At 42.9% G+C, this 19775-nt stretch carries 16 protein-coding genes; 6 read left to right on the top strand and 10 right to left on the bottom strand.

Annotated elements, in window-relative coordinates; translation table 11 throughout:
- Positions 1-292: 292 nt before the first annotated feature.
- Positions 293-778, bottom strand: coding sequence for an outer membrane beta-barrel protein (locus ACT3ID_RS06255; RefSeq protein ID WP_491541147.1), 486 nt, complete (start codon positions 776-778; stop codon positions 293-295).
- A 230-nt stretch (positions 779-1008) separates the two neighbouring features.
- On the opposite strand from ACT3ID_RS06255, the gene ACT3ID_RS06250 reads away from it, so the two are divergent.
- A complete protein-coding gene (locus ACT3ID_RS06250; RefSeq protein WP_491541146.1) occupies positions 1009-1647 on the top strand; it encodes an RNA polymerase sigma factor in 639 nt (212 codons plus the stop codon).
- 80 nt (positions 1648-1727) lie between these two features.
- Here ACT3ID_RS06250 and queG read toward each other — a convergent pair whose 3' ends face one another.
- From queG to ACT3ID_RS06225, 5 genes are all read right to left on the bottom strand, one after another.
- The gene (queG, locus tag ACT3ID_RS06245; protein WP_491541145.1) at positions 1728-2678 is read right to left on the bottom strand and encodes a tRNA epoxyqueuosine(34) reductase QueG; all 951 of its coding nucleotides are present in this window, start codon (positions 2676-2678) and stop codon (positions 1728-1730) included.
- A gap of 144 nt (positions 2679-2822) precedes the next feature.
- Positions 2823-3506 (bottom strand): cell division ATP-binding protein FtsE, encoded by a 684-nt coding sequence (gene ftsE / locus ACT3ID_RS06240; RefSeq protein WP_491541144.1) that lies wholly within the window; start codon positions 3504-3506, stop codon positions 2823-2825.
- Positions 3488-4276, bottom strand: a complete 789-nt coding sequence (locus ACT3ID_RS06235) for a class I SAM-dependent DNA methyltransferase (RefSeq protein WP_491541143.1) — start codon at positions 4274-4276, stop codon at positions 3488-3490. Before ACT3ID_RS06235 ends, ftsE begins: the two co-directional genes overlap by 19 nt.
- Entirely contained in the window at positions 4276-5277 is a 1002-nt protein-coding gene (pdxA, locus tag ACT3ID_RS06230) for a 4-hydroxythreonine-4-phosphate dehydrogenase PdxA (RefSeq protein ID WP_491541142.1), read from the bottom strand. The genes ACT3ID_RS06235 and pdxA overlap by 1 nt, the downstream gene beginning before the upstream one ends.
- An 18-nt stretch (positions 5278-5295) precedes the next feature.
- Positions 5296-6717 (bottom strand): GWxTD domain-containing protein, encoded by a 1422-nt coding sequence (locus tag ACT3ID_RS06225; RefSeq protein WP_491541141.1) that lies wholly within the window; start codon positions 6715-6717, stop codon positions 5296-5298.
- A 148-nt stretch (positions 6718-6865) separates the two neighbouring features.
- On the opposite strand from ACT3ID_RS06225, the gene ACT3ID_RS06220 reads away from it, so the two are divergent.
- The 5 genes from ACT3ID_RS06220 (at position 6866) to ACT3ID_RS06200 (ending at position 13827) form a co-directional block, all read left to right on the top strand.
- Complete coding sequence (locus ACT3ID_RS06220) at positions 6866-8494, top strand: acyl-CoA carboxylase subunit beta (protein WP_491541140.1); 1629 nt, start codon at positions 6866-6868, stop codon at positions 8492-8494.
- 251 nt (positions 8495-8745) lie between these two features.
- Positions 8746-10080: an amidohydrolase family protein gene (locus tag ACT3ID_RS06215; RefSeq protein ID WP_491541139.1), complete on the top strand. Its 1335-nt coding sequence runs from the start codon at positions 8746-8748 to the stop codon at positions 10078-10080.
- A gap of 5 nt (positions 10081-10085) precedes the next feature.
- On the top strand, positions 10086-11486 hold the full coding sequence (locus tag ACT3ID_RS06210) for an amidohydrolase (protein WP_491541138.1): 1401 nt from the start codon (positions 10086-10088) through the stop codon (positions 11484-11486).
- A gap of 29 nt (positions 11487-11515) precedes the next feature.
- Entirely contained in the window at positions 11516-12835 is a 1320-nt protein-coding gene (locus ACT3ID_RS06205) for an amidohydrolase family protein (protein ID WP_491541137.1), read from the top strand.
- A 173-nt stretch (positions 12836-13008) separates the two neighbouring features.
- Complete coding sequence (locus ACT3ID_RS06200; RefSeq protein ID WP_491541136.1) at positions 13009-13827, top strand: carbon-nitrogen hydrolase family protein; 819 nt, start codon at positions 13009-13011, stop codon at positions 13825-13827.
- 514 nt (positions 13828-14341) lie between these two features.
- Here the strand turns inward: ACT3ID_RS06200 and ACT3ID_RS06195 are convergent.
- The 4 genes from ACT3ID_RS06195 to ACT3ID_RS06180 form a co-directional block, all read right to left on the bottom strand.
- The gene (locus tag ACT3ID_RS06195; RefSeq protein WP_491541135.1) at positions 14342-15511 is read right to left on the bottom strand and encodes a DUF445 domain-containing protein; all 1170 of its coding nucleotides are present in this window, start codon (positions 15509-15511) and stop codon (positions 14342-14344) included.
- Between the two features lie 78 nt (positions 15512-15589).
- Complete coding sequence (gene ybeY, locus ACT3ID_RS06190; RefSeq protein ID WP_491541134.1) at positions 15590-16033, bottom strand: rRNA maturation RNase YbeY; 444 nt, start codon at positions 16031-16033, stop codon at positions 15590-15592.
- A gap of 5 nt (positions 16034-16038) precedes the next feature.
- Positions 16039-16515, bottom strand: a complete 477-nt coding sequence (locus ACT3ID_RS06185) for a hypothetical protein (RefSeq protein ID WP_491541133.1) — start codon at positions 16513-16515, stop codon at positions 16039-16041.
- Between the two features lie 174 nt (positions 16516-16689).
- Positions 16690-19665: a protein O-mannosyl-transferase family gene (locus ACT3ID_RS06180; RefSeq protein WP_491541132.1), complete on the bottom strand. Its 2976-nt coding sequence runs from the start codon at positions 19663-19665 to the stop codon at positions 16690-16692.
- Between the last annotated feature and the right edge of the window lie 110 nt (positions 19666-19775).

Here is a 19775-nt window from a genome sequence, read left to right as displayed (position 1 = left end):
GATGAAGTGTTCCCTACTAGCCTGTTGTAAAACAGGTTACATTTAATATGCGATAAATTTTCTTAAATGAGGTCAGATTTTTTTAAAAAAAAGATATGATGAGAAAATAGAATAGATAAGTGCAACGAAAATAAAAGGCGCCCCCAATTAGAGCGCCTTTTATATTTCTTTTAATGTAAAGAGAATGGAAGCTAGCAGTCAGCTACTCAAAACAGGCATTTACTAGCTGATGTTGAAGTCTGGGGAGTTTGAGAGTCAAAACCAATCCCAACCTCCCAAAGACATATTACAGTTATATTTCAAAACGAACTCCGCCTGACAATACAAGTTGGTCATAGTCGCTGATGACATATTTAGCCTCTAAATATATACCGCCAAATTCCATCCCGAATTCGGCTCCGCCTCCAAGATTTAGCCCTGCCTCGGAGTTAGAGATAGAAGTTCCGTTCGAGACTTCTTGCGTGGCATAGTTGAGTCCCGCTAATCCATAAAAATTACTCCCGTCATCAACCATTAGCAGATAATGGACGTTGGCATTAATTGTCCAGAAAGAGTGGTCCACTCCATTTTCCTCATCGGGAAAAAATATTGTTAAGTCAGCTGCACCTCTCACTTCTTCAGTGAATCCATATACGGCACTTCCCTGAATACCAATGGCTTCAATGTCGGTACCGTAAGCTAGCCCGGGACCTGTAGAAAATCCTGTCTGGGCAAAAGCGTTGGAATGGATTAGTAGCGTTAGAACTAAGACCAAACTTAATGTTAATAGCTTTTTCATAGTCTCTCCCTCTTTTTATTTTGTTTTTTAAATTATTACCTGATGAAAGATTATCTGGTGAGTTAAAACTCACAATCAGATACTTATAATAAATATGTAAAATTTTATAATAAGCTCATACTTTTAAAAACAGTTCTAATGTCTTGAAAAGCGTATGGGAAAAATGTTTATGATTCAGTATGTTATGTGCCTTAAAGTAATACGCTACTAGCTCAATTTTTATTTTTGTAATGCCAGACGATACGAAAACTAACGAAACAGATTATGAGTCGCCTCGCGAAAATGCCTCCGAGAGTAGTCTTGAGGATGATAAATTAGTCAAACGGGCCATTGGTGGTGATGAGGATGCTTATACTCAGCTTGTAGATAAGTATGAGCGCGCTCTCTATTTCCATATCTTAAAAATGATTAAAGATAAGGAGCAGGTTGAAGATCTTGTTCAGGAGACGTTCGTCAAAGCTTTTGATAATTTAAACACATACAGCACAAATTACGCTTTTTCCACATGGTTGTACCGCATTGCAACTAATCACACGATCGATTATTTGCGAAAAAAGAAATTGAAGACGCTTTCCATTGATGAGCCGATGCGGACGAAAGACGGCGAAATGGATATGCAGCTGGAGGATGAGTCAGCGGGTACTGACAGGGATATAATTCGCAAACAGCGTCAAAAAATTGTACAGAATGCTATTAAAAATCTTCCGGAAAAGTACCGCAAGGTAATTGAAATGCGGCATATGGAAGAGAAAAGCTATAAAGAAATTGCAAGAGTGCTGGATTTGCCGCTTGGTACAGTGAAGGCACATATTTTTCGAGCACGAGAACTCCTTTACAAAGCACTCAAAGATAAGAAGGGGCAGTTTTAATCCGTAATACGTGATGTGTAATCTGTTATCGCTCCCTGGGATATTTTGAGATACATAGTTCACGTATTACGGATCACGAATTACGTATCGCGGTTTACGTTTCCCGCCACCGCCGCCACATTATCTTTGTACTTCTCAAATTTTGCTCTGCGAATAGCGCTGCCTTCAAAGAGTTCATCATATTGTTTGATATCCAGCTCTTCCCAAAAGTCAATATCCCGATCCAGGATTTTATCACGCGGGGTCAGATCTTCCATAGTTCCGTATTTGGCGTCGCGATTCCAGGGACAAACATCCTGACAGATATCACAGCCGAACATCCATTCTCCGAGTTCATCGCGGTATTCTTCCGGAATCTGCTCTTTAAGTTCAATCGTCAGATATGAAATGCACTTATTGGCATTCACACGATAGGGCTCATAAATAGCATCGGTAGGACAAGCATCAATACAGCGCGTACAGCTGCCACAGTGATCAGTAACAGGGCTGTCGTATTGAAATTCAGCATTAACAATCATTTCACCGATAAAAAAGAACGAACCCATATTTTTATTGAGGATATTTGAATTTTTCCCCATCCAGCCGAGTCCGGCACGTACGGCCCACGCTTTATCCAGCACCGGAGCCGAATCCACAAATACACGTCCCTCGAGTCCTCCCAGCAGTTGTTCAGTCTCGGCAAAAAGTTTCTTTAACTTTTTTTTGTACACCTTGTGATAATCCCGTCCCTGTGCATATTTGGCAATTTTGGGCTGATTTTCTTGTTGTATTTGTTTTTCGTGCTTTGGATGGTAATAACTCCCAATAACTGAAACTACAGATTTTGCACCCGGTACCAATTTTGTAGGATCCACCCGTTTATCAAAATGATTCTCCATCCAGCCCATAGTACCGTGGCGGTCTTGGTTAAGCCATTCCCGAAGGCGACGCTCTTCCGTTTCAAGACGACCGGCTTTGGCGAATCCGCAGGCATTAAAGCCCAGTCGAAGAGCTGCTTCCCGTACTTTTTGGGTTCTTTTGCGCAAATTCATCACAGTGAGCTATACTAGGGCTAATAAGAGATATTTAGCTAGTATAAATTAAGGGTTTTATCTCTGACAAGAGAACTTGATATGCCTTATCAAACTATCTCTCTGCGGGATTATTGTTTTTTACTACAATTAATAAGGAAGAACTCATAGTTTTTTAACGTCTATTTCCTTCAATCTCCCATCACTGAGTTTTAATGTTCGAAAGGGATATTTCTTGACCGTATCATAATCGTGGGTGACCATTAAAACTGCCATACCGCGATTATTAATCTTCTTCAAGAGCTCCATAATCGACTCTGAAGCTTCCGGATCCAGGTTGCCCGTAGGTTCATCAGCAAGAAGAATTCGAGGCTCGTTGGCCAGTGCACGCGCTATCACAACGCGTTGTTTTTCACCGCCGGACAGATCGTCGGGCATGTTCTTTCGTTTATGACTGAGTCCCACCATTCCCAAAACCTCAAGCACCCGTTTCTTGATGAAATTCTTTTTTTCTCCCGTTACCTGCAGTGAAAAGGCAACATTGTCGTAGACGGTGCGATCGGGCAGTAGTTGGAAATCCTGGAATACAATACCCAACCGGCGGCGCAAGTAGGGGACTCTATCATCCGGTAGGACAGTAACGTCCATATCCGCAACGCGAACACTACCCTGATCGGGAAGAAGGTCGTGATAAATGAGGCGAAGAAAAGAACTTTTACCGGCTCCGGTTTGGCCGATAAGGTACGTGAACTCCCCATTTTCAAGTGCAAAGTTTACATCTTTGAGCACCGGTCTATGGTTATACGAAACCGTAACGTTGTTAAATTCGATTACCGATTGTTGGGACATTGTAACACCATTGTAATTCTTAAACTTTTTTCATCAGCTTCTTCAAAATCGAAGCCGCTGTATTTTGCTATTATCTTATACGCTGTTTGGTTAATAATGTCAAGCATTTGCTGCAGCGTATATATTTTTTGTTGATGTGTTTCGCGGAACTGTCTTAATACTGTTTCCTGATCGTCATCCAGCTTCTCTATTTTGAACTCATTTTTGTGGATCTGTTGTGATGGATCATATGAACTCTGTCGAAAATAGCGGTGATTGTCATCCGTATAACCTTCTTCGTTATTGAGATATTGAATAGCCTGGATAGAGTTTTTGGGAGTGGTGAAATCAAAAATAAGGAGTCCGCCGGGCTTTAGAGTTTTCTGATTTTCTTCTAAAAACCTTAGCACTTTGTCCGCCGAATGCAGATAATTGACGCTGTCAAAAACGCAAAAAGATATATCAAAAGTTTGGTCCAACTGTATATCTAAAAAATCCATAACCCGGAATTCAACATTGCAACGCATGGATTCATTTTTCTTACGCGCCTTCTCAATCATCTGCGGCGACTTGTCAGTGCCAACAATTTCATAGCATTCCAACTCATCGAGATACAGCGAAATTGAGCCTGTACCACAGGCAAGTTCCAGTATCTTTTGGGGATCCGGATGGTGCTCAAGAATCAATGCATCGATAAAGTCCGCCCATAACTCATAATTCACATCCTTCATGACGGTATCATAGATATCCGCCAGTTTAGAATATAATGGTTGTTCTTTGGGTTTGGGCATTATGTTATTTTCTGCTTCTTACGATTTCCGGCCAACTTAATAGCCAACATATAAGCTTCTTTAAACGAAGATGGATCGGCCTTATTCTTTCCAGCAATATCAAAAGCGGTTCCGTGATCAGGCGACGTTCGGATGATCGGCAACCCTGCCGTAAAATTCACGCCTTTGCCAAAAGAGAGCGTTTTGAAAGGAATAAGCCCCTGGTCATGATACATAGCTAAAACACCATCGAAGGATTCATACTTGCGATTGCCGAAAAATCCGTCTGCAGGATGCGGTCCTGAAACGCTGATTTCTTCTTTACGTGCTTTATTTAGGGCAGGGTGGATAATTTCTTGCTCTTCCTTCCCAATGACCCCCCCATCACCGGCATGGGGATTTAACCCCAGCACCGCAATTTCGGGATTGACAATGTTGAAATCCCGTTTTAAAGAATTATGCATCGTGCGGATGTACTGCATTATGGTTTCAACAGAAAGTTGTTCTCTAACTTCTGATACGGGAATATGTCCCGTAACCAAACCTACCCGTAGCTTATCCTGTACCAGCATCATCATAAAGTTATTAGTGCCGGTATGTTCTGCCAGGAATTCGGTATGCCCGGGAATATTATATCCGGCCAAATTTACCGCCTCCTTGGATATCGGTGCAGTTACAAGAGCATCAGCCTGTTGCGACATACACAATTCAATGCCTTTTTCAACGGCCAACATTGCACATTTTCCGGATTGTTTAGTGAAGCTTCCGGGATCAACAGTGGGATTTTCATCACTGTAGCTCTCAAAGAGATTAATTACATTATCTTCAGTTTCATCGAATGTATGTATATGGTGATAATCAATCCGGATTCCATACAGGTCCGTGTAGAAGTCTATCACCTCAGAGCTGCTTAGAATGATTGGAGTAATTTCTTCTAACTTATTGGAGTGCAAGGTTTTTAATACCACCTCCGGACCAATCCCGTTAAAATCGCCGGCGCTTATTACAATATATTGGCTCATAAAATAAAACTCAGTCTATTATCTTGTTTCGTCCGAGACCAGCTTGAAATCACCGAATCCGGTAGTTGCTTTAAATACAAATCTACGGTTATCATATTTCCAGATTTCTGTTGTTGAGTCGTTTGTGGGATATTTACGCTGGACATCATTGGGCGGGCCAAATTTAATATAGATTTCACCCCGGTCGCTATTATACCCCAACATTTCTTCGGTTGTGAAATTTTCATACGCGTAATCTATTCGACGGTAGTATTCTGCCATCAGCTCATTAAATTCCGTCTTCGGTGTGGGATCTTTTTTATTCCAGAATTCACGGAATTTCTTTTCTCGTTCTGCGCGGCTGCCGCGGGAAATCCTATTTAACGTCTCCCTGTCTACGATATATTGCAGCATATCAATAGCCACATCGAGGCTCAGAAGACTTGTGGGCATGTCAATCCACAGCGAGCGAAATGAACTTTGTGCGGCGGGCTTTTTTTCTCCCTCTTTGGTTACGGTCATGCGGTACAGAGAATTCGGGAAGTTACTGTTGGGGATTTTTACAAGGGCATAGGTAAAGCCGTCATCAGCATCAGATAATTTCAGATAAGAACCATCCTCGGATGATTTTATTCGAGGCTTAATTCCTGTACGGATATTATCGGGGTTTAATTCAGTACTGTAAACTTGATTTTGGGTACTTGTATCTTCATTAGCAACAGTTAAGCTTGTGACCTGTAATTCATAATTAGCTTCACTGTCGAACTGTGGCAGATAGGCCAGAGCGTAAAAATCTTTGGTGTATTCTACGTTTTTACCCATCGTTGAAAGTTTAAATCGCGGATTACCGTCTTTTTTCGATATCTCTTCTCCCATAATGATACTGCCAATGCTCATTTTACTGTATGGCTCAATATGCTTGGATTGTGTGCGTGAAATGCGACTATCCTTTTCTTCACCACGTTTCATCTGCAATATATAATGGTAATTACCCGGTTTCAGAGAAACGCTTATATGTCCACTTAAGAATTCTTTTTTAGACTGACTCTGCTCGTAATTTTTGGCAAAAGCGGTATCAGACCAAAATGATCGTCCAGCCGGTTCCAGACCTTCTACATCAATATTTCTGAGTCCGCCTCTTTTAGGATTGATATTCTCTTTTCCTGCTTCAAACACTTCCAAGCTTAGATTTACCGTACTGAAAAATTCATTTTCAGATGATCGATTCTGGTACTTTTTAAATGGCAGATAGTTATACGGAAGGCTAAAGATCGATACAAAATTAACCGTATTATCATTGTTACCCGGCAATGTTATAAAATCGAATGACACATTTGGTTGTTGATTACGCATTGCCAGTTCGCGATAGGTTACATTGCGCTGGCCCCACAGGTCTGATACTGTACAAACTAAAAATAGAAGAATAAAAGAAGCGGACAGATATCGTTTAGAAATTTTCACAGGTCTGCAGGTTTATTAATAATTAGGTCTCAAATTAATGAACTTGAAGCGAAATAAACACAAACAAATGCTTTTGCGATTGCTAAAATTCTTTATTTTTGAAACGCTTCACAGTTATATACTAGTATTCATAAAATAAGCAGGTGTTATGAGTTCAAATAATTCAACTTCATCGCGGGATTTGAAAACGATAATTCAGGAAATAAATGAAACCGAAGCTGAAATTAAAAAGGGCGGGGGAGAGAAGCGCATTAAAAAGCATCATGATAAAGGTAAAATGACAGCCCGCGAACGCATCGATATGCTGATAGATGATGATACTCGATTATATGAGCTGGGACTGTGGGCCGGCTATAAGATGTATGAAGATGAAGGAGGGTGTCCTTCAGGCGGCGTAGTAACCGGCATTGGATCTGTCAACGGACGCGATTGTGTTATTGTGGCCAATGATGCGACCGTCAAAGCGGGAGCTTGGTTTCCTATCACAGCAAAGAAGAATCTGCGTGCCCAGGAAATAGCACTGGAGAATCATCTTCCGATTATCTATCTCGTAGACTCTGCGGGGGTTTACCTTCCGATGCAGGACGAAATATTTCCTGATAAAGAGCATTTCGGGCGAATATTTCGAAATAACGCCCAATTGAGTGCCAAAGGGATTCCACAGATTGCTGCCATCATGGGCAGTTGCGTGGCCGGAGGAGCTTACTTGCCAATTATGAGTGACGAAGCACTTATCGTCGATGGCACCGGGAGCGTGTTTTTAGCCGGCAGCTATCTTGTAAAGGCCGCTATCGGCGAAGATGTAGACAATGAAACGCTGGGCGGAGCCACCACACATACCGAAATCAGCGGAGTTACTGATTATAAGATGGAAGACGACGAAGAGTGTTTGCATACAGTTCGAGATTTAGTTGACAAATTAGGTCCATTTGACAAGGCCGGATTCAATCGTAAAGAGCCGGTTGAGCCGGCCCGCGATATTACTGAAATTTTTGATCTCTTCCCTGATGATCGGACCAAACCGTACGACATGTATAATATTTTAGAGTGTATTGTTGATGAGGATTCATTTACAGAATACAAAAAAGGGTATGGGCAAACCTTAATTACTGGCTACGCCCGCATCGACGGCTGGAGTGTAGGTATTGTTGTAAATCAACGGAAGATTACCAAGACAAAAAAAGGAGAAATGCAGGTTGGCGGTGTCATTTATTCCGATTCTTCGGATAAAGCGGCCCGATTCATTATGAACTGCAATCAAAAGAAGATACCAATTGTCTTTTTGCAGGATGTTACCGGATTCATGATCGGCAAGCGCAGCGAGCATGGCGGTATAATTAAAGATGGGGCCAAAATGGTGAACGCCGTATCAAACAGCACGGTACCAAAAATTACGATTGTTGTTGGTAACAGCTATGGGGCCGGCAACTATGCTATGTGTGGACGGGCGTACGATCCGCGGTTTATGTATGCCTGGCCATCGGCACAGATTGCGGTTATGGGGGGTACGCAAGCAGCGAAAGTGTTGACGCAAATCAGGGTTTCATCCCTTGAAAAACAGGGCAAAGAAATAACGGAAGAAGAGGAGCAGGAGATTATGAAAGAAATCAGTGAAAGCTATGAAGAGCAAACTGATGTCCGCTATGCTGCCGCCCGTCTTTGGGTAGATGGTATCATTAATCCCATCGAAACCCGCGACCGAATTTCTCATTCTATAAAATGCGCCAACTACAACCCGGAAATCGAAGAATTTAAAACAGGCGTTTTGCAGGTTTAAGTGCAGTTGACAGTGATCAGTATGTCAGTGAAAAGTGAGGCAGTCAGGCTTACGCATCACGAATTACATATCAAAATTGATATACAATCTGTAATCAGAGAAATCTGATTAATCAGATCAATCAGTGGAATCAGCTAAATCAACTTAATCTGCGATACGCTTTACATCTTTTATCTTTTAAGGGCTTTCGAAAGCTCCTTAAAATGTTATTATTCGAATGCTCAAAACCTAAAATCTAAACACTATCTTTTATGAAGTTAGCGCGTATTACAGCTTTTTGTACTGCCCTTCTGATGGTGTTTTCTCTGCAGGCATGGTCGCAATCCTCACCAGCTGAGGCCTTTGACAATGTGACCATTCACACTGCAGACGGAAATACAATCGAAAGTGGCACTATTGTTTGGCGAAATGGGGTAATCACCGACATTGGAGAAAATGTTCCCATTCCTTTTGATGCATATGTTCGTGACGGAGGAGATAGCCTGCATGTCTATCCCGGCTTTATAGATGGCTTAGCTCACTGGGGAAGTCCGGAACTTAAAGAAAACAGAAGAACACCTGATGAGCCGGGAAATCCCAGTTACGAGCGGGCTGGTATCCAACCAGAACGTACTCCTTCTGATTTGCTGAAATGGGATGATAAGACATTGGAAGGAGCTCCCAAACACGGCTTTACAACGGCTGCATTAAGTTTAAAGGGTCGTATGTTGGCCGGACAGGTTGATCTGTTTTCGATCAATGGAGAAGATACTGAAGATAAACTGCTGAAAAGCGGTCTTGGTGTTCTGGCCCAGTTTGAAGAAGCCGGCGGAACAGCATATCCGTCTACAACTATGGGACTGATGAGTCAGTTTCGTCAGCTTTTTAATGATGCTGAAGCTTTACAGGAGCAGCAGAATTATTATGCATCCACATCATCGAACTATTCTGCACCGGAAGAGGATAAAGTTTTAGAAGCATTATATCCGGTGATGGAGCAAGAGCAGCCGCTTTATTTTGTGGTTGATACAAAAGAGAATATCGAGCGACTTTTTTGGCTGCAGGATGAACTTGGGTTTGATGTTGTAATCGTATCCGGCAAAGAGGCTTACAAAAAAGCCGATGAACTCAATCGTCGAAATATCCCTGTATTGGCCAGTATCGATCTGCCCGAAGAACCCGAATGGAGAGCTGCTGAAGAGGATGAAGAGCAGGAGATAGAAGAAGAGGTAACCGAAGAGATGCGGATATTCCGCGATAAGCAGCTCGAGGCTTATGAAGCTCATATTACCAATATTGCCAAGCTTCTTGATGCCGGTGTTACAGTTGGATATGCATCCAACGGCTTAACGCTTTCCGACATCAAAAAGAATATAAACACGCTGATAGAAGAGGGGGATCTTTCCGAGACGCAAGTGCTGCAGATGCTTACGCAGTCAACGGCTGATATTCTCGGATATGATCAGAAATTTGGCGACCTGCAACAGGGACAAATGGCTAATTTTACTGTTTTTACGGAGCCGTTTACGAATGAAGAGGCCAAAGCTCAGTATTCGGTCACAGACGGCGAGATCACAGAATTTGAATCAGAATCTTCTAAACAATAAGCACTATGAAGAAGGTATTGTTATTGATTTTTGCACTGTGTTTGAGCTTCAGCAGCTTTGCACAGGATACAGGTTCCGTACTGATTGAAAACGGAACGGTGATGACCATCACCGACGGAGATAAAGAGAATACAGATGTTTTAATAGAAGATGGGATAATCACTGACATTGGTCAGAATCTTTCGGCACCGAGCGGAGTGGAAACCATCGATGCCTCCGGCAAATATGTGATGCCGGGTATTATCGATGCGCACTCGCATATTGCGGGCGTAGACATTAACGAATGGACCAATCCTGTGACAGCCGAAGTTTCCATGGAAGAGTCGATCGATCCCAATGATATCAACATTTATTGGGCACTGGCTGGTGGTGTTACTTCGATTCACCTGATGCATGGCTCTGCCAATGTGATTGGTGGGCAAAATGAAACGCTCAAACTGCGTTATGGAACCGGTATGGACGGAATGCGTTTTGAGGGTGCACCACGTACTATCAAATTTGCGCTCGGCGAAAATCCAACACGCGTCCACGGACAAGGGTTTGACGTTCAGCCCCGTACACGAATGGGTGTTGAACAGGTCATCCGCGATAATTTTGATGCTGCACTGGATTATCAGCGAAACCGCCAAGAGTACCTTGACGACAAAGAAGCCTATGAAAATGGCCAGCTTAATACTCCGCCCATTCCGGTAGCAAAAAATGAGCGTCTTGAAGTACTTGTTGATATTCTGGAAGGTGAGATATTAGTGCATACACACTCTTACCGTGCCGATGAGATACACATGCTGATGCGTGTCTTTGATGATTATGGAATCGAAAATTACACCTTTCAACATGCGAATGAAGCCTTCAAGGTGGCACCCGAGCTGAAGAAGCATAATGCACATACCTCAGTTTTTGCCGACTGGTGGGCATACAAGTTCGAGGTCTATTATTCTACGGCCTACAATGCCTCTATTTTAAATGACAACGGCGTTAGAAACAGTATCAATTCTGACAGTGGAGAGTTGATTCGTCACCTCAATCATGAGGCAGCAAAAGCTGTGCATTACGGCGGCACCTCCAAGCAGGATGCGTTAAAAATGATCACTATAAATCCCGCTGTACAGCTGGGTATCGATGATAAGGTGGGCAGTATAGAAGAAGGCAAGCACGGCGACATTGCGATCTGGGATGGACATCCACTTAGTATCTATAGTACGGCAGAACAAACGTTTGTGGATGGAAAGAAATATTTCGATCGGTATGAAGATCCCGATGATATGCGACTGGAGCCAAACCCGGAAGTTGATTTTGATGAGGGAAGCAGACGCTGGTATAAAGAGAACGGACGCCAGTCTGATTCTTGTCTGCAAGGAGCCGAAATCCGCTTTACCAAACAAGGCATGAAACTCCAGAGCAACTAATTGAAATGACCAAAGACGCAAATCATATTATGAAGTATTTAAAAACAATTGTATCGGCTTGTCTCTTGGTATTGTTTCTGGGGACAAGTGCAGAGGCACAGATTACAAAAAAAGCAGAAACAGGCAAGTTTGCCATCACTAACGCAACTATCCATACGGTTACCAATGGTGTGATCGAGAATGGGGTTGTCCTGATTGACGGTGAAGAAATTGTTGGTGTTGGGCAAAATGCTAAAATCACTCCTGATTTTGAACGCATTGATGCCTCCGGCAAACATGTGTATCCCGGTTTTTTTGATGCCGGGACACAATTAGGATTGCAGGAAATAGGAGCGGTTGCTGTTACAAATGATCAGGCAGAACTGGGTGATTTCAATCCCCATGTCCGCGCATTTACAGCAATCAATCCCAGTAGTGTCAGTATTCCGGTGACGCGTGTTAACGGGGTAACTCATGTTATTTCAATGCCGGTATCGGGACGCATGGCAGGAAAGGCTACACTCATCGATCTGTATGGTTATACACCGGATTCTATGGCGGTAACACCCAATGCGGGCTTGCACCTGAACTGGCCGAGTTCCAAGAAAGGCGGCTGGTGGGACGACCGTACTGAGGAAGAAGTTGAGAAAGAGTATAAGCAGGATCTGAAAGAGCTTAACGACTTTTGGTCTAAAGCAGAGTTCTATGACAAAATGGTTTCTGCTTACGAAGATGATCCGCAAAACAAAAGTAAACCTGATGTGGATAAAAAGATGGAAGCCATGCGAGAAGTTGTTAATGGTGAGATCCCGGTAATTGTATCGGTAGATGCCAAAGAAGATATCCTGAATGCGCTGGAATGGATCGAAGAACGACCAGATGCAGAATTTATCCTGGCTGGCGTGCAGGACGGATGGCGTGTTGCCGATGAAATTGCAGATGCGGATCTTCCGGCACTGGTTTCAACGCTTTATACGCCTGAGCGCGACTATGACAATTATCAGCGGCCGTATCAAAATCCCGGATTGCTGCACGAAGCTGGTGTAAAAGTGGCTATTGCTACTGGCGATGTGGAGAATGTGCGCAATGCACCATATCATGCAGGCTTTGCTGCGAACTATGGTTTAGGTCAAGAAGAAGCCCTGAAAGCCATTACGATTAATGCCGCCGAAATTTTTGGCGTGGATGACAAACTTGGCAGTATAGAAGAAGGCAAACAGGCGAACCTGTTTATTGCCGATGGCGATCCTTTTGAGCCGATGAACCATATTGAGCAGGTATTCATTAACGGGAAGAAAATCCCGATGATTAGTCGCCATACTCAACTGTATGATGAATACCTGGACCGCGGAGCGGAAGCAAATAACTAATTAATTATTTATTACTTGGAGTCCACCTCTGAGGTGGATTCCAAGTATTTATCATTTTATAATAATCTCTAAGGTGTGGCAATAAATGTCACACCTTTTTTATTTGTTGTTATATAGCCTCAGTATGGATCTTACAGATTTACCATTTTAGTATTCATCTAAAAACCAGTTTTATGTTTTCTTTTCCATATCAAGCCGCCGTCATACAGATGAACAGTCAAACTGATCTGGAAGATAATCTCGATCAGGCGTATGAATTTATTAATGATGCTGTCGATGATGGGGCGGAGTTAGTAGGACTACCGGAAAATTTCGCCTTCCTCGGCGGACTTTCAATGCGAATACAAAACGCCGACAAGATTGAGAAGCGTGTGTCAACATTTCTTGCAGAAACCGCAAAAGAGTTTGAAGTATATATCGTTGGCGGAAGTTATCCGGTACCGGCGGGCAAAGACAAAGTATATAATCATGCTACATTAATCGGACCTGACGGTGAAGAGTTGGCCAATTATAATAAGATTCATCTCTTTGATGTGGATCTGAGCGATGAAGAAGCTTACCGCGAGTCGGATTATATCGAGCCAGGTGAAACCAAACCTGTTGTCTATAAAAATGATACAATCGGCAATTGGGGACTTTCGGTCTGTTATGATCTTAGATTTCCCGAGCTCTATCGCAAGTTAACGGAGCAAGAGGCTGAAATTCTTTCTGTGCCTTCCGCATTCACGTACACTACAGGGCAAGTCCACTGGAAAACGCTGCTAAAGGCTCGTGCTATTGAAAACACATCATATGTGTTTGCACCTGCTCAAACCGGCTTACACGGTCAAAACAGGCAAACCTGGGGCTATGCGATGATTGTAGACCCGTGGGGCAATATTATCGCGGATGCCGGATCCAAGCCGGGATATGCAATCGGAGAAATTGATCCCAAAGAGATACAAAAAGCCAGACGAAAAATTCCATCATTGAACCACCGGAAATTCTACTGACCAAATTGTGTGGAGGGATTCATTCGGCGGGTTTTGTGACCGCAAGACCAGCGGCCGGATGGCTCTCTAATACTATATTCGTCATTTTATCCTCGTTCCGAAGATGCTCTTCCTAAGACTATACATTCCCAAGCAGGAGCTTGGGAATAAGGTATAGATTAGGAGAAACTATTAGTTTGAGATCAACTCTTGCCCACGGATGAATCCATGGGCTAAGAATAATTTGTAAAAGCTCACTTAAAGTGAGCTTTGGTTTTCACGTTCGTAGCCTGATGATTCATCTTCAGGCGATAGGGGATTATGCTACGAAATTTATATTAGTCTGATAATTTATCTTCAAGCGGAGGTTCAACAAGAAGACAAATGGTAAGTTCCCTGAATATCTCGTCAGGATGCCTAACCCTGACATTCAACGAGGATTATTGCTTTTTTCCATCACGCAGCAGAGGTACGTAACGTGAATCTTAATATACACAACCTTAAATACTTAAGTGGACTCTACGAAAGGTATAACCTATCTGACAGCTTTCTGTTTATAAAGCAACTGGTCCAACAGAAGGATAGATCCAGAAAGTACTGCAAGTATGATAACGCTAATCAGTGGCTCCCAGATTACAAAGCCCCCGATAACGCCTAATACAGCGCCCAGGTATTTGATATAACGAAGCTGCTCATTGGTCGAGGTTCGGATGATATCAGAAATTTTTTGCTCATCATAGCTCCGTAAATTATCCTCAACCAATGTATGGACATCAAGCTGGTTGATGAGTTTGTAAAGCAATGTGGTGACAATATTTTCAATAGCGTTACTGTGTTCATCTATTTTTTTAGGCAGCTGATCAAGCAGATCATCCAGTTTATCCAATCCATTTTCAACAGAGGTGGGAATTTCAATAAGTGCTTCTTCAATGATGTGCTGCATCTCTTGTCCCTTGACAAAGGTGTAGGCTTTCAGAGCTACTTTCTCGAATGCTTTGTTATGGAGTGCCTCCTCAATCTGGATAAGGATACGTTCTGCGAGGGCAGCACGAATTTCTGGGTCGGCTATCATCTCATCCAGATATTGCACTACCCACTGCTTCAGATCTTCACGAAAAGCCGGATCATCAATAATGTTTTTGATATACTTTGTGGATTCTTCACGATACCGGCCAATCACATTCGATTCACTGATCTTTTTCTTGATGATATCAGGATTGATCAGATCATCAGAAACAGCCTGGGCAAGACGGAAGGCAATACGGTCTTTTTGCGCTGGAATTAAACCGTGTCCCAAAATAGGACGCTTTTCGGCGGGTTTAAAAAGCATTGTAATGGCCAGCCAGTTGGTGAAAAAGCCGATAAGTCCACTTACACTAAGAATTTTCAAAAGACCTTGGAACTGCAGAGTCTGCCCCCACAATTCTGCAGAGGCGCCTTCAAAATCCCAAAAGAAAGAGATTGTAAAAGTGAGAACTAGCAAGTAGGGGACAGCAGAAAGGGCTTTTAAAAGGGCAGAGCTGTGGAACTGTTTGCGTTCGGGGCCTGATTTATCGTCAGGAGCAGGGGATTTAGTGATCTCCTCAATACGTGTGTAACGAGCCACAATCTGCCAGAGATAACGCGCATGCTGACGCGTTTTATTCTTCGCGATATCGAGCGCGTTTTCTGATTTTTTATCGGTACTCAGCTGATTTTTGCTCATGATTATTTCATCCAATTAAACCACTACAGCTATTACGTAAATATGGACAAGTAGTTAGGTTGGAGCAAATGCTCTTTTTTACAATGTTGTTGCCAAATCGAGATATGTTTCCTCTTTATCCCTCATTTCTTTTTTCTGCTGATCTGATTTGTCTTCATAGCCTATCAAATGCAGCAGACCGTGTATATAAATGCGTAAAAACTCTCTTTCCGGGGATTCATTAAACTCTTCGGCTTGTTCTGCTATGCGCGGAGCACAGCAAAACATCGTCCCTTCGATTTCATCTGCATCAGATTCGTCATAGCGGAACGTGATAATATCCGTTACGTAATCCCGATCGAGATGCTCGTTGTTGATCCGGACAATCTCATTCTCGTCTACATATACAACCTCTACAAAATTAAACCGGCAATTTTCTTTTTGGGATAGGGCATCTGCCAACTTCTGAAACAGGAATGAGGCAATCGGAATGTCACGAGATGTTTCGTTAAAAACCTGGATATCGGGCTGAGAGTCAGCCATGTCAATCAATCTTCATCGAAGGAAAAGTTATCCAGATCGACCGATTCGGTGAGTGATAAGGCGATGGCACACATCATTAAATCTTCAGGCAGCTGGGTAAAGTCACTGTTAAGCACAGACTCGCTTACATTGGCATATAAGCTGCAACCAGCTGCCTCTTCAACGATAAGACCGGATGTACGATTCCCCTGGCGTCCAAAAAAGGTTACCTGCTTGAGCATATCACTGGCGATAAAGGCGGTGCAGTTATGCAACTGCAAAAATGTATTTTGCGCATATACCGAAACCATATTCATATCTTCGCCATTGACATCCATTCCCAAATGGATTTCAAGAGCCAGTTTTCGGTTTTCTTCTTCATTGATAACCTCAAGCCTGTAAACATCGTTACCTAAAGGTTTGGCTTTTGAACCTAAAACCTTTGCGATAGCATCAATATTTTCTTTGGTAAACTGATGGACCATTTTCGAATCTTTATGCAATCATTGTTTTGATTCTGTGAAATATACTATTCCCTGTACAGAATTAGAAATTTTTAGCATCAAAGTAAAGATATATTTCTAAGGACTTTTGCAAAACCAAGCATGTTATACTGAACCCTAACCTGAGTTTTATTCAGGGCGACACGTTGGTTTCACAAAGACCTCTTACTATTGCTACAGCTGATACTGATCAACTTGTTCTTTATTCTCTTCTTTTGTAGTAGGCATGGTCAGCCGTCCGGTAGTAATTTCATTAACCTGTTCCGCCAGGTTAATGGCCTGTTCATCATTGCCGTCCAAAAACTGTATACGCTGTATTATGGTTAAGTGAGTAACGGCAAAAGATATATCCTGGGCAATGCTCTGACGCTGATCATTAATGTTCTGAAAGCGACTTTTTATCCGTTGTTGAGCATCCACGTTGGCATTAGAACGAGCATTTTCCATCTCATTTTGCAAGCGGGCTATTTGTGATTGAATCTCATCATAGTCATCCATACCGGATTTCAGATCGGCCAAAAGTTTATCCTCGGCTTTGCGGGCTAATTTAACAGCATCTTCGGTATTACCCACTTCAGCATATTTGTAAGCATACAGAATAATCGAGTTTAAATTATCACTATTGACTCGGAATGGTAGTTGCTCTTCTCCCCATTTGAGCCAGTAATTGGCGCTGTCAGGTTTGCCGATTTCATTATACTTGGTAGCTAATTCAGTGATACTGAAACGATAATTTCCCATCATCTTGCGAATATTTTCATCGAAATAGGCATTGGGATTGTTCCACTCGCGAAACTGAAAATTCTCCAGTCTCTCGGCATGTATATCGGGATTGATCCAGCCGTATCTACCGCCATCGTGGCGCTGGGGGACAACACGAAATGCTTTGCCTTCGAAACGGAAATAGGGCTGCAGGTTCATCTGGCTTTGGTGCGAGACGGTATTGGCAAAATAGACCGGTCGCAGCCAGCGGTTTGTTTTCAGGATATCAAGAATTACTTCATCTTGTACCTGTGTATAATAACGTTCATTTCCCTGCCTGTCGGCACCGGCCGATCGTCCTTCATAATACCAAGCAACTTCATCATCAAGTGAATCTACAGGAATTTCAAAGTCGACGCCTGTGGTATACATCTCGTCAACAGTATCAGGTTTAACTCCAATCTTTTCCCGGTACTGATTGTCATCAGAGAAAGCATCCCGCAACAGCTCTTTATTCACCGGAATCCTAATCGTATCAGGCTGATGCAGAGATAAGCCGCTCGTTAGCTCGTCAACTTCGTCGTCAGTAAGCGAAATGGGAAGTGGCGGAGATTCGTGGGACCACTGATCACGCAGCTGTTTAATATACCAGTCGGTATTTAGCAGACTCAGACAGACTATTCGCACGTCTGTGCGCACCCCTTCAACCTCTTGCAAATACCAGAGTGGGAAGGTGTCATTATCGCCATTGGTAAAGATGATCGAATTGGGAGCTGTGGACTGCAACAGGTTGTAGGCATAATCCGGCGCAACATAGCGCTCACTCCGATCATGATCGTGATAATTTTCCATGCCCATCCAAAGGGGACATGCTGCAAACAGTAAGGCTAAAAATCCAAAAGCAGCGGCCTTACTGGAGTTCAGGTAATCTTTAACTAATTCTACTATTCCTATGCCACCCATACCAATCCATATTGCAAATGCAAAGAATGATCCCACGTAGGCGTAGTCCCGCTCGCGCGGCTGCATGGGTGTCTGATTCAGGAATACGATAATGGCAAAGCCGGTCATAATAAATAATACCATCACCGAAAAGGCTCGTTTCCAATCCTTCTGAAAGTGAAACAGCATACCAAAAATGCCCAGTAAAAATGGTAAGTAAAAGTAGCTGTTATGGGCCGGATTGTCTTCGTTTTCGGTTTCTGTAAACCCGGATTGCCAGCTGGCATCCTGAATATCAGAGTCGCGACCTATAAAATTCCAGTTGAAATAGCGGATATACATATGCTTTATCTGGTAGTTCCAGAAGAAATCCAGGTCACTGGAGTACCGGGCATATTGCTGGATATGTTGCGGATTGGTCGAATAACGACGGGGGAAAAATACCTCCTCATCCCGATTAATATTCCCCTGTGTATTATCAAAAGTATGACCGGTCAGCAACGGTGTTTCTCCATATTGCTCTCGTTCAAGATAACTGATAAAAGCTTCAACTGTTTCCGGATCATTTTCGTCGATAGGCGGATCAGCAATAGAGCGGATGAAGATAAGTGAATACGAGGAATAACCAATCATAATCATCGCATAGCAGAGAATAACAATATTTGCCATTCGATAACCATTTTTGTGCGTGTAGTAAAGTCCAGAAACCAGAATAAGCACAACAAGAATCGCGAATCCTACTGGACCTATCAAACCATAACTACCGTCTATAACTGCTTCCATCAAAGAGGGGATCCCCTGCACGGTAAAGGGATATATCAGCAAAAAAGCTCCGCAGGCAATAGCCGTGGCTAAACCAAAAGATGTAAAATTGAACTCCTGCTTTTTGAAGTAGACAATCAGTCCGACGAAGAACAGGGCCAACAGATTCAGCAAGTGAATTCCCAAAGCAATACCGAACAGGTAGGCGATCAGGATAAGCCAGCGCTCATTGTATGGTTCATCATGCCTTTCTGCCCAGACCAGCGCCAACCATACTACCATGGCTGTAAAGAAAAGTGAGAGGGCATAAACCTCGGCTTCAACGGCGCTAAACCAGAACGTATCCGTGACGGCGAACGTAAAAGCTCCGAGAAGTGCTCCACCGTACATTCCAACTCTGTCAATGGTTATCATCTTTTCGGGATCGCCTTTCCACTCCCGAACAAGTCGGACGACAATAAGATAAAGCAGCATTACTGTAAGTGCGGAACTGAGAGCACTGATAAAATTGATACTGGCCGCTATATATGCTGTGGGCATGAACATCGAGAAAATACGTCCCAGCAGCGAATAAAAAGGAGCCCCGGGAGGGTGATTCACCTGCAGGCCATGACCGACGGCGATAAATTCACCGGCATCCCAAAAACTTGCCGTCGGGGCCATCGTCATGACATATAAGATAAGAGAAGCAACAAAGGTAAATAAGGCTAAAGCTCGATTAGTAGTCTTGTGTTCTGAAAACATTCGGGCCAGTTAATTTATATGTTTAATGCTCATTTATTCCTTTTTGTCAGCAGGCAATAATAGCCATAGGTCAGATAGAATCAAAATGTTGGAGGAGAATTAGAAGCCAA

This window comes from Fodinibius sp. GM108 (assembly GCF_058386985.1).
Note: the sequence above shows the minus strand (reverse complement) of the source record. Positions and strands in the feature narration are given on the sequence as shown.

Bases quoted from the DNA above. Each gene is read 5' to 3' on its own strand.
- ACT3ID_RS06195 (WP_491541135.1), bottom strand. From the start codon at position 15,511: ATGAGCAAAAATCAGCTGAGTACCGATAAAAAATCAGAAAACGCGCTC.
- pdxA (WP_491541142.1), bottom strand. From the start codon at position 5,277: ATGAGCCAATATATTGTAATAAGCGCCGGCGATTTTAACGGGATTGGT.
- ACT3ID_RS06250 (WP_491541146.1), top strand. From the start codon at position 1,009: ATGCCAGACGATACGAAAACTAACGAAACAGATTATGAGTCGCCTCGC.
- ACT3ID_RS06255 (WP_491541147.1), bottom strand. From the start codon at position 778: ATGAAAAAGCTATTAACATTAAGTTTGGTCTTAGTTCTAACGCTACTA.
- ftsE (WP_491541144.1), bottom strand. From the start codon at position 3,506: ATGTCCCAACAATCGGTAATCGAATTTAACAACGTTACGGTTTCGTAT.
- ACT3ID_RS06205 (WP_491541137.1), top strand. From the start codon at position 11,516: ATGAAGTATTTAAAAACAATTGTATCGGCTTGTCTCTTGGTATTGTTT.
- ACT3ID_RS06215 (WP_491541139.1), top strand. From the start codon at position 8,746: ATGAAGTTAGCGCGTATTACAGCTTTTTGTACTGCCCTTCTGATGGTG.
- ACT3ID_RS06200 (WP_491541136.1), top strand. From the start codon at position 13,009: ATGTTTTCTTTTCCATATCAAGCCGCCGTCATACAGATGAACAGTCAA.
- queG (WP_491541145.1), bottom strand. From the start codon at position 2,678: ATGAATTTGCGCAAAAGAACCCAAAAAGTACGGGAAGCAGCTCTTCGA.
- ACT3ID_RS06180 (WP_491541132.1), bottom strand. From the start codon at position 19,665: ATGTTTTCAGAACACAAGACTACTAATCGAGCTTTAGCCTTATTTACC.
- ACT3ID_RS06210 (WP_491541138.1), top strand. From the start codon at position 10,086: ATGAAGAAGGTATTGTTATTGATTTTTGCACTGTGTTTGAGCTTCAGC.
- ACT3ID_RS06220 (WP_491541140.1), top strand. From the start codon at position 6,866: ATGAGTTCAAATAATTCAACTTCATCGCGGGATTTGAAAACGATAATT.
- ACT3ID_RS06235 (WP_491541143.1), bottom strand. From the start codon at position 4,276: ATGCCCAAACCCAAAGAACAACCATTATATTCTAAACTGGCGGATATC.
- ybeY (WP_491541134.1), bottom strand. From the start codon at position 16,033: ATGGCTGACTCTCAGCCCGATATCCAGGTTTTTAACGAAACATCTCGT.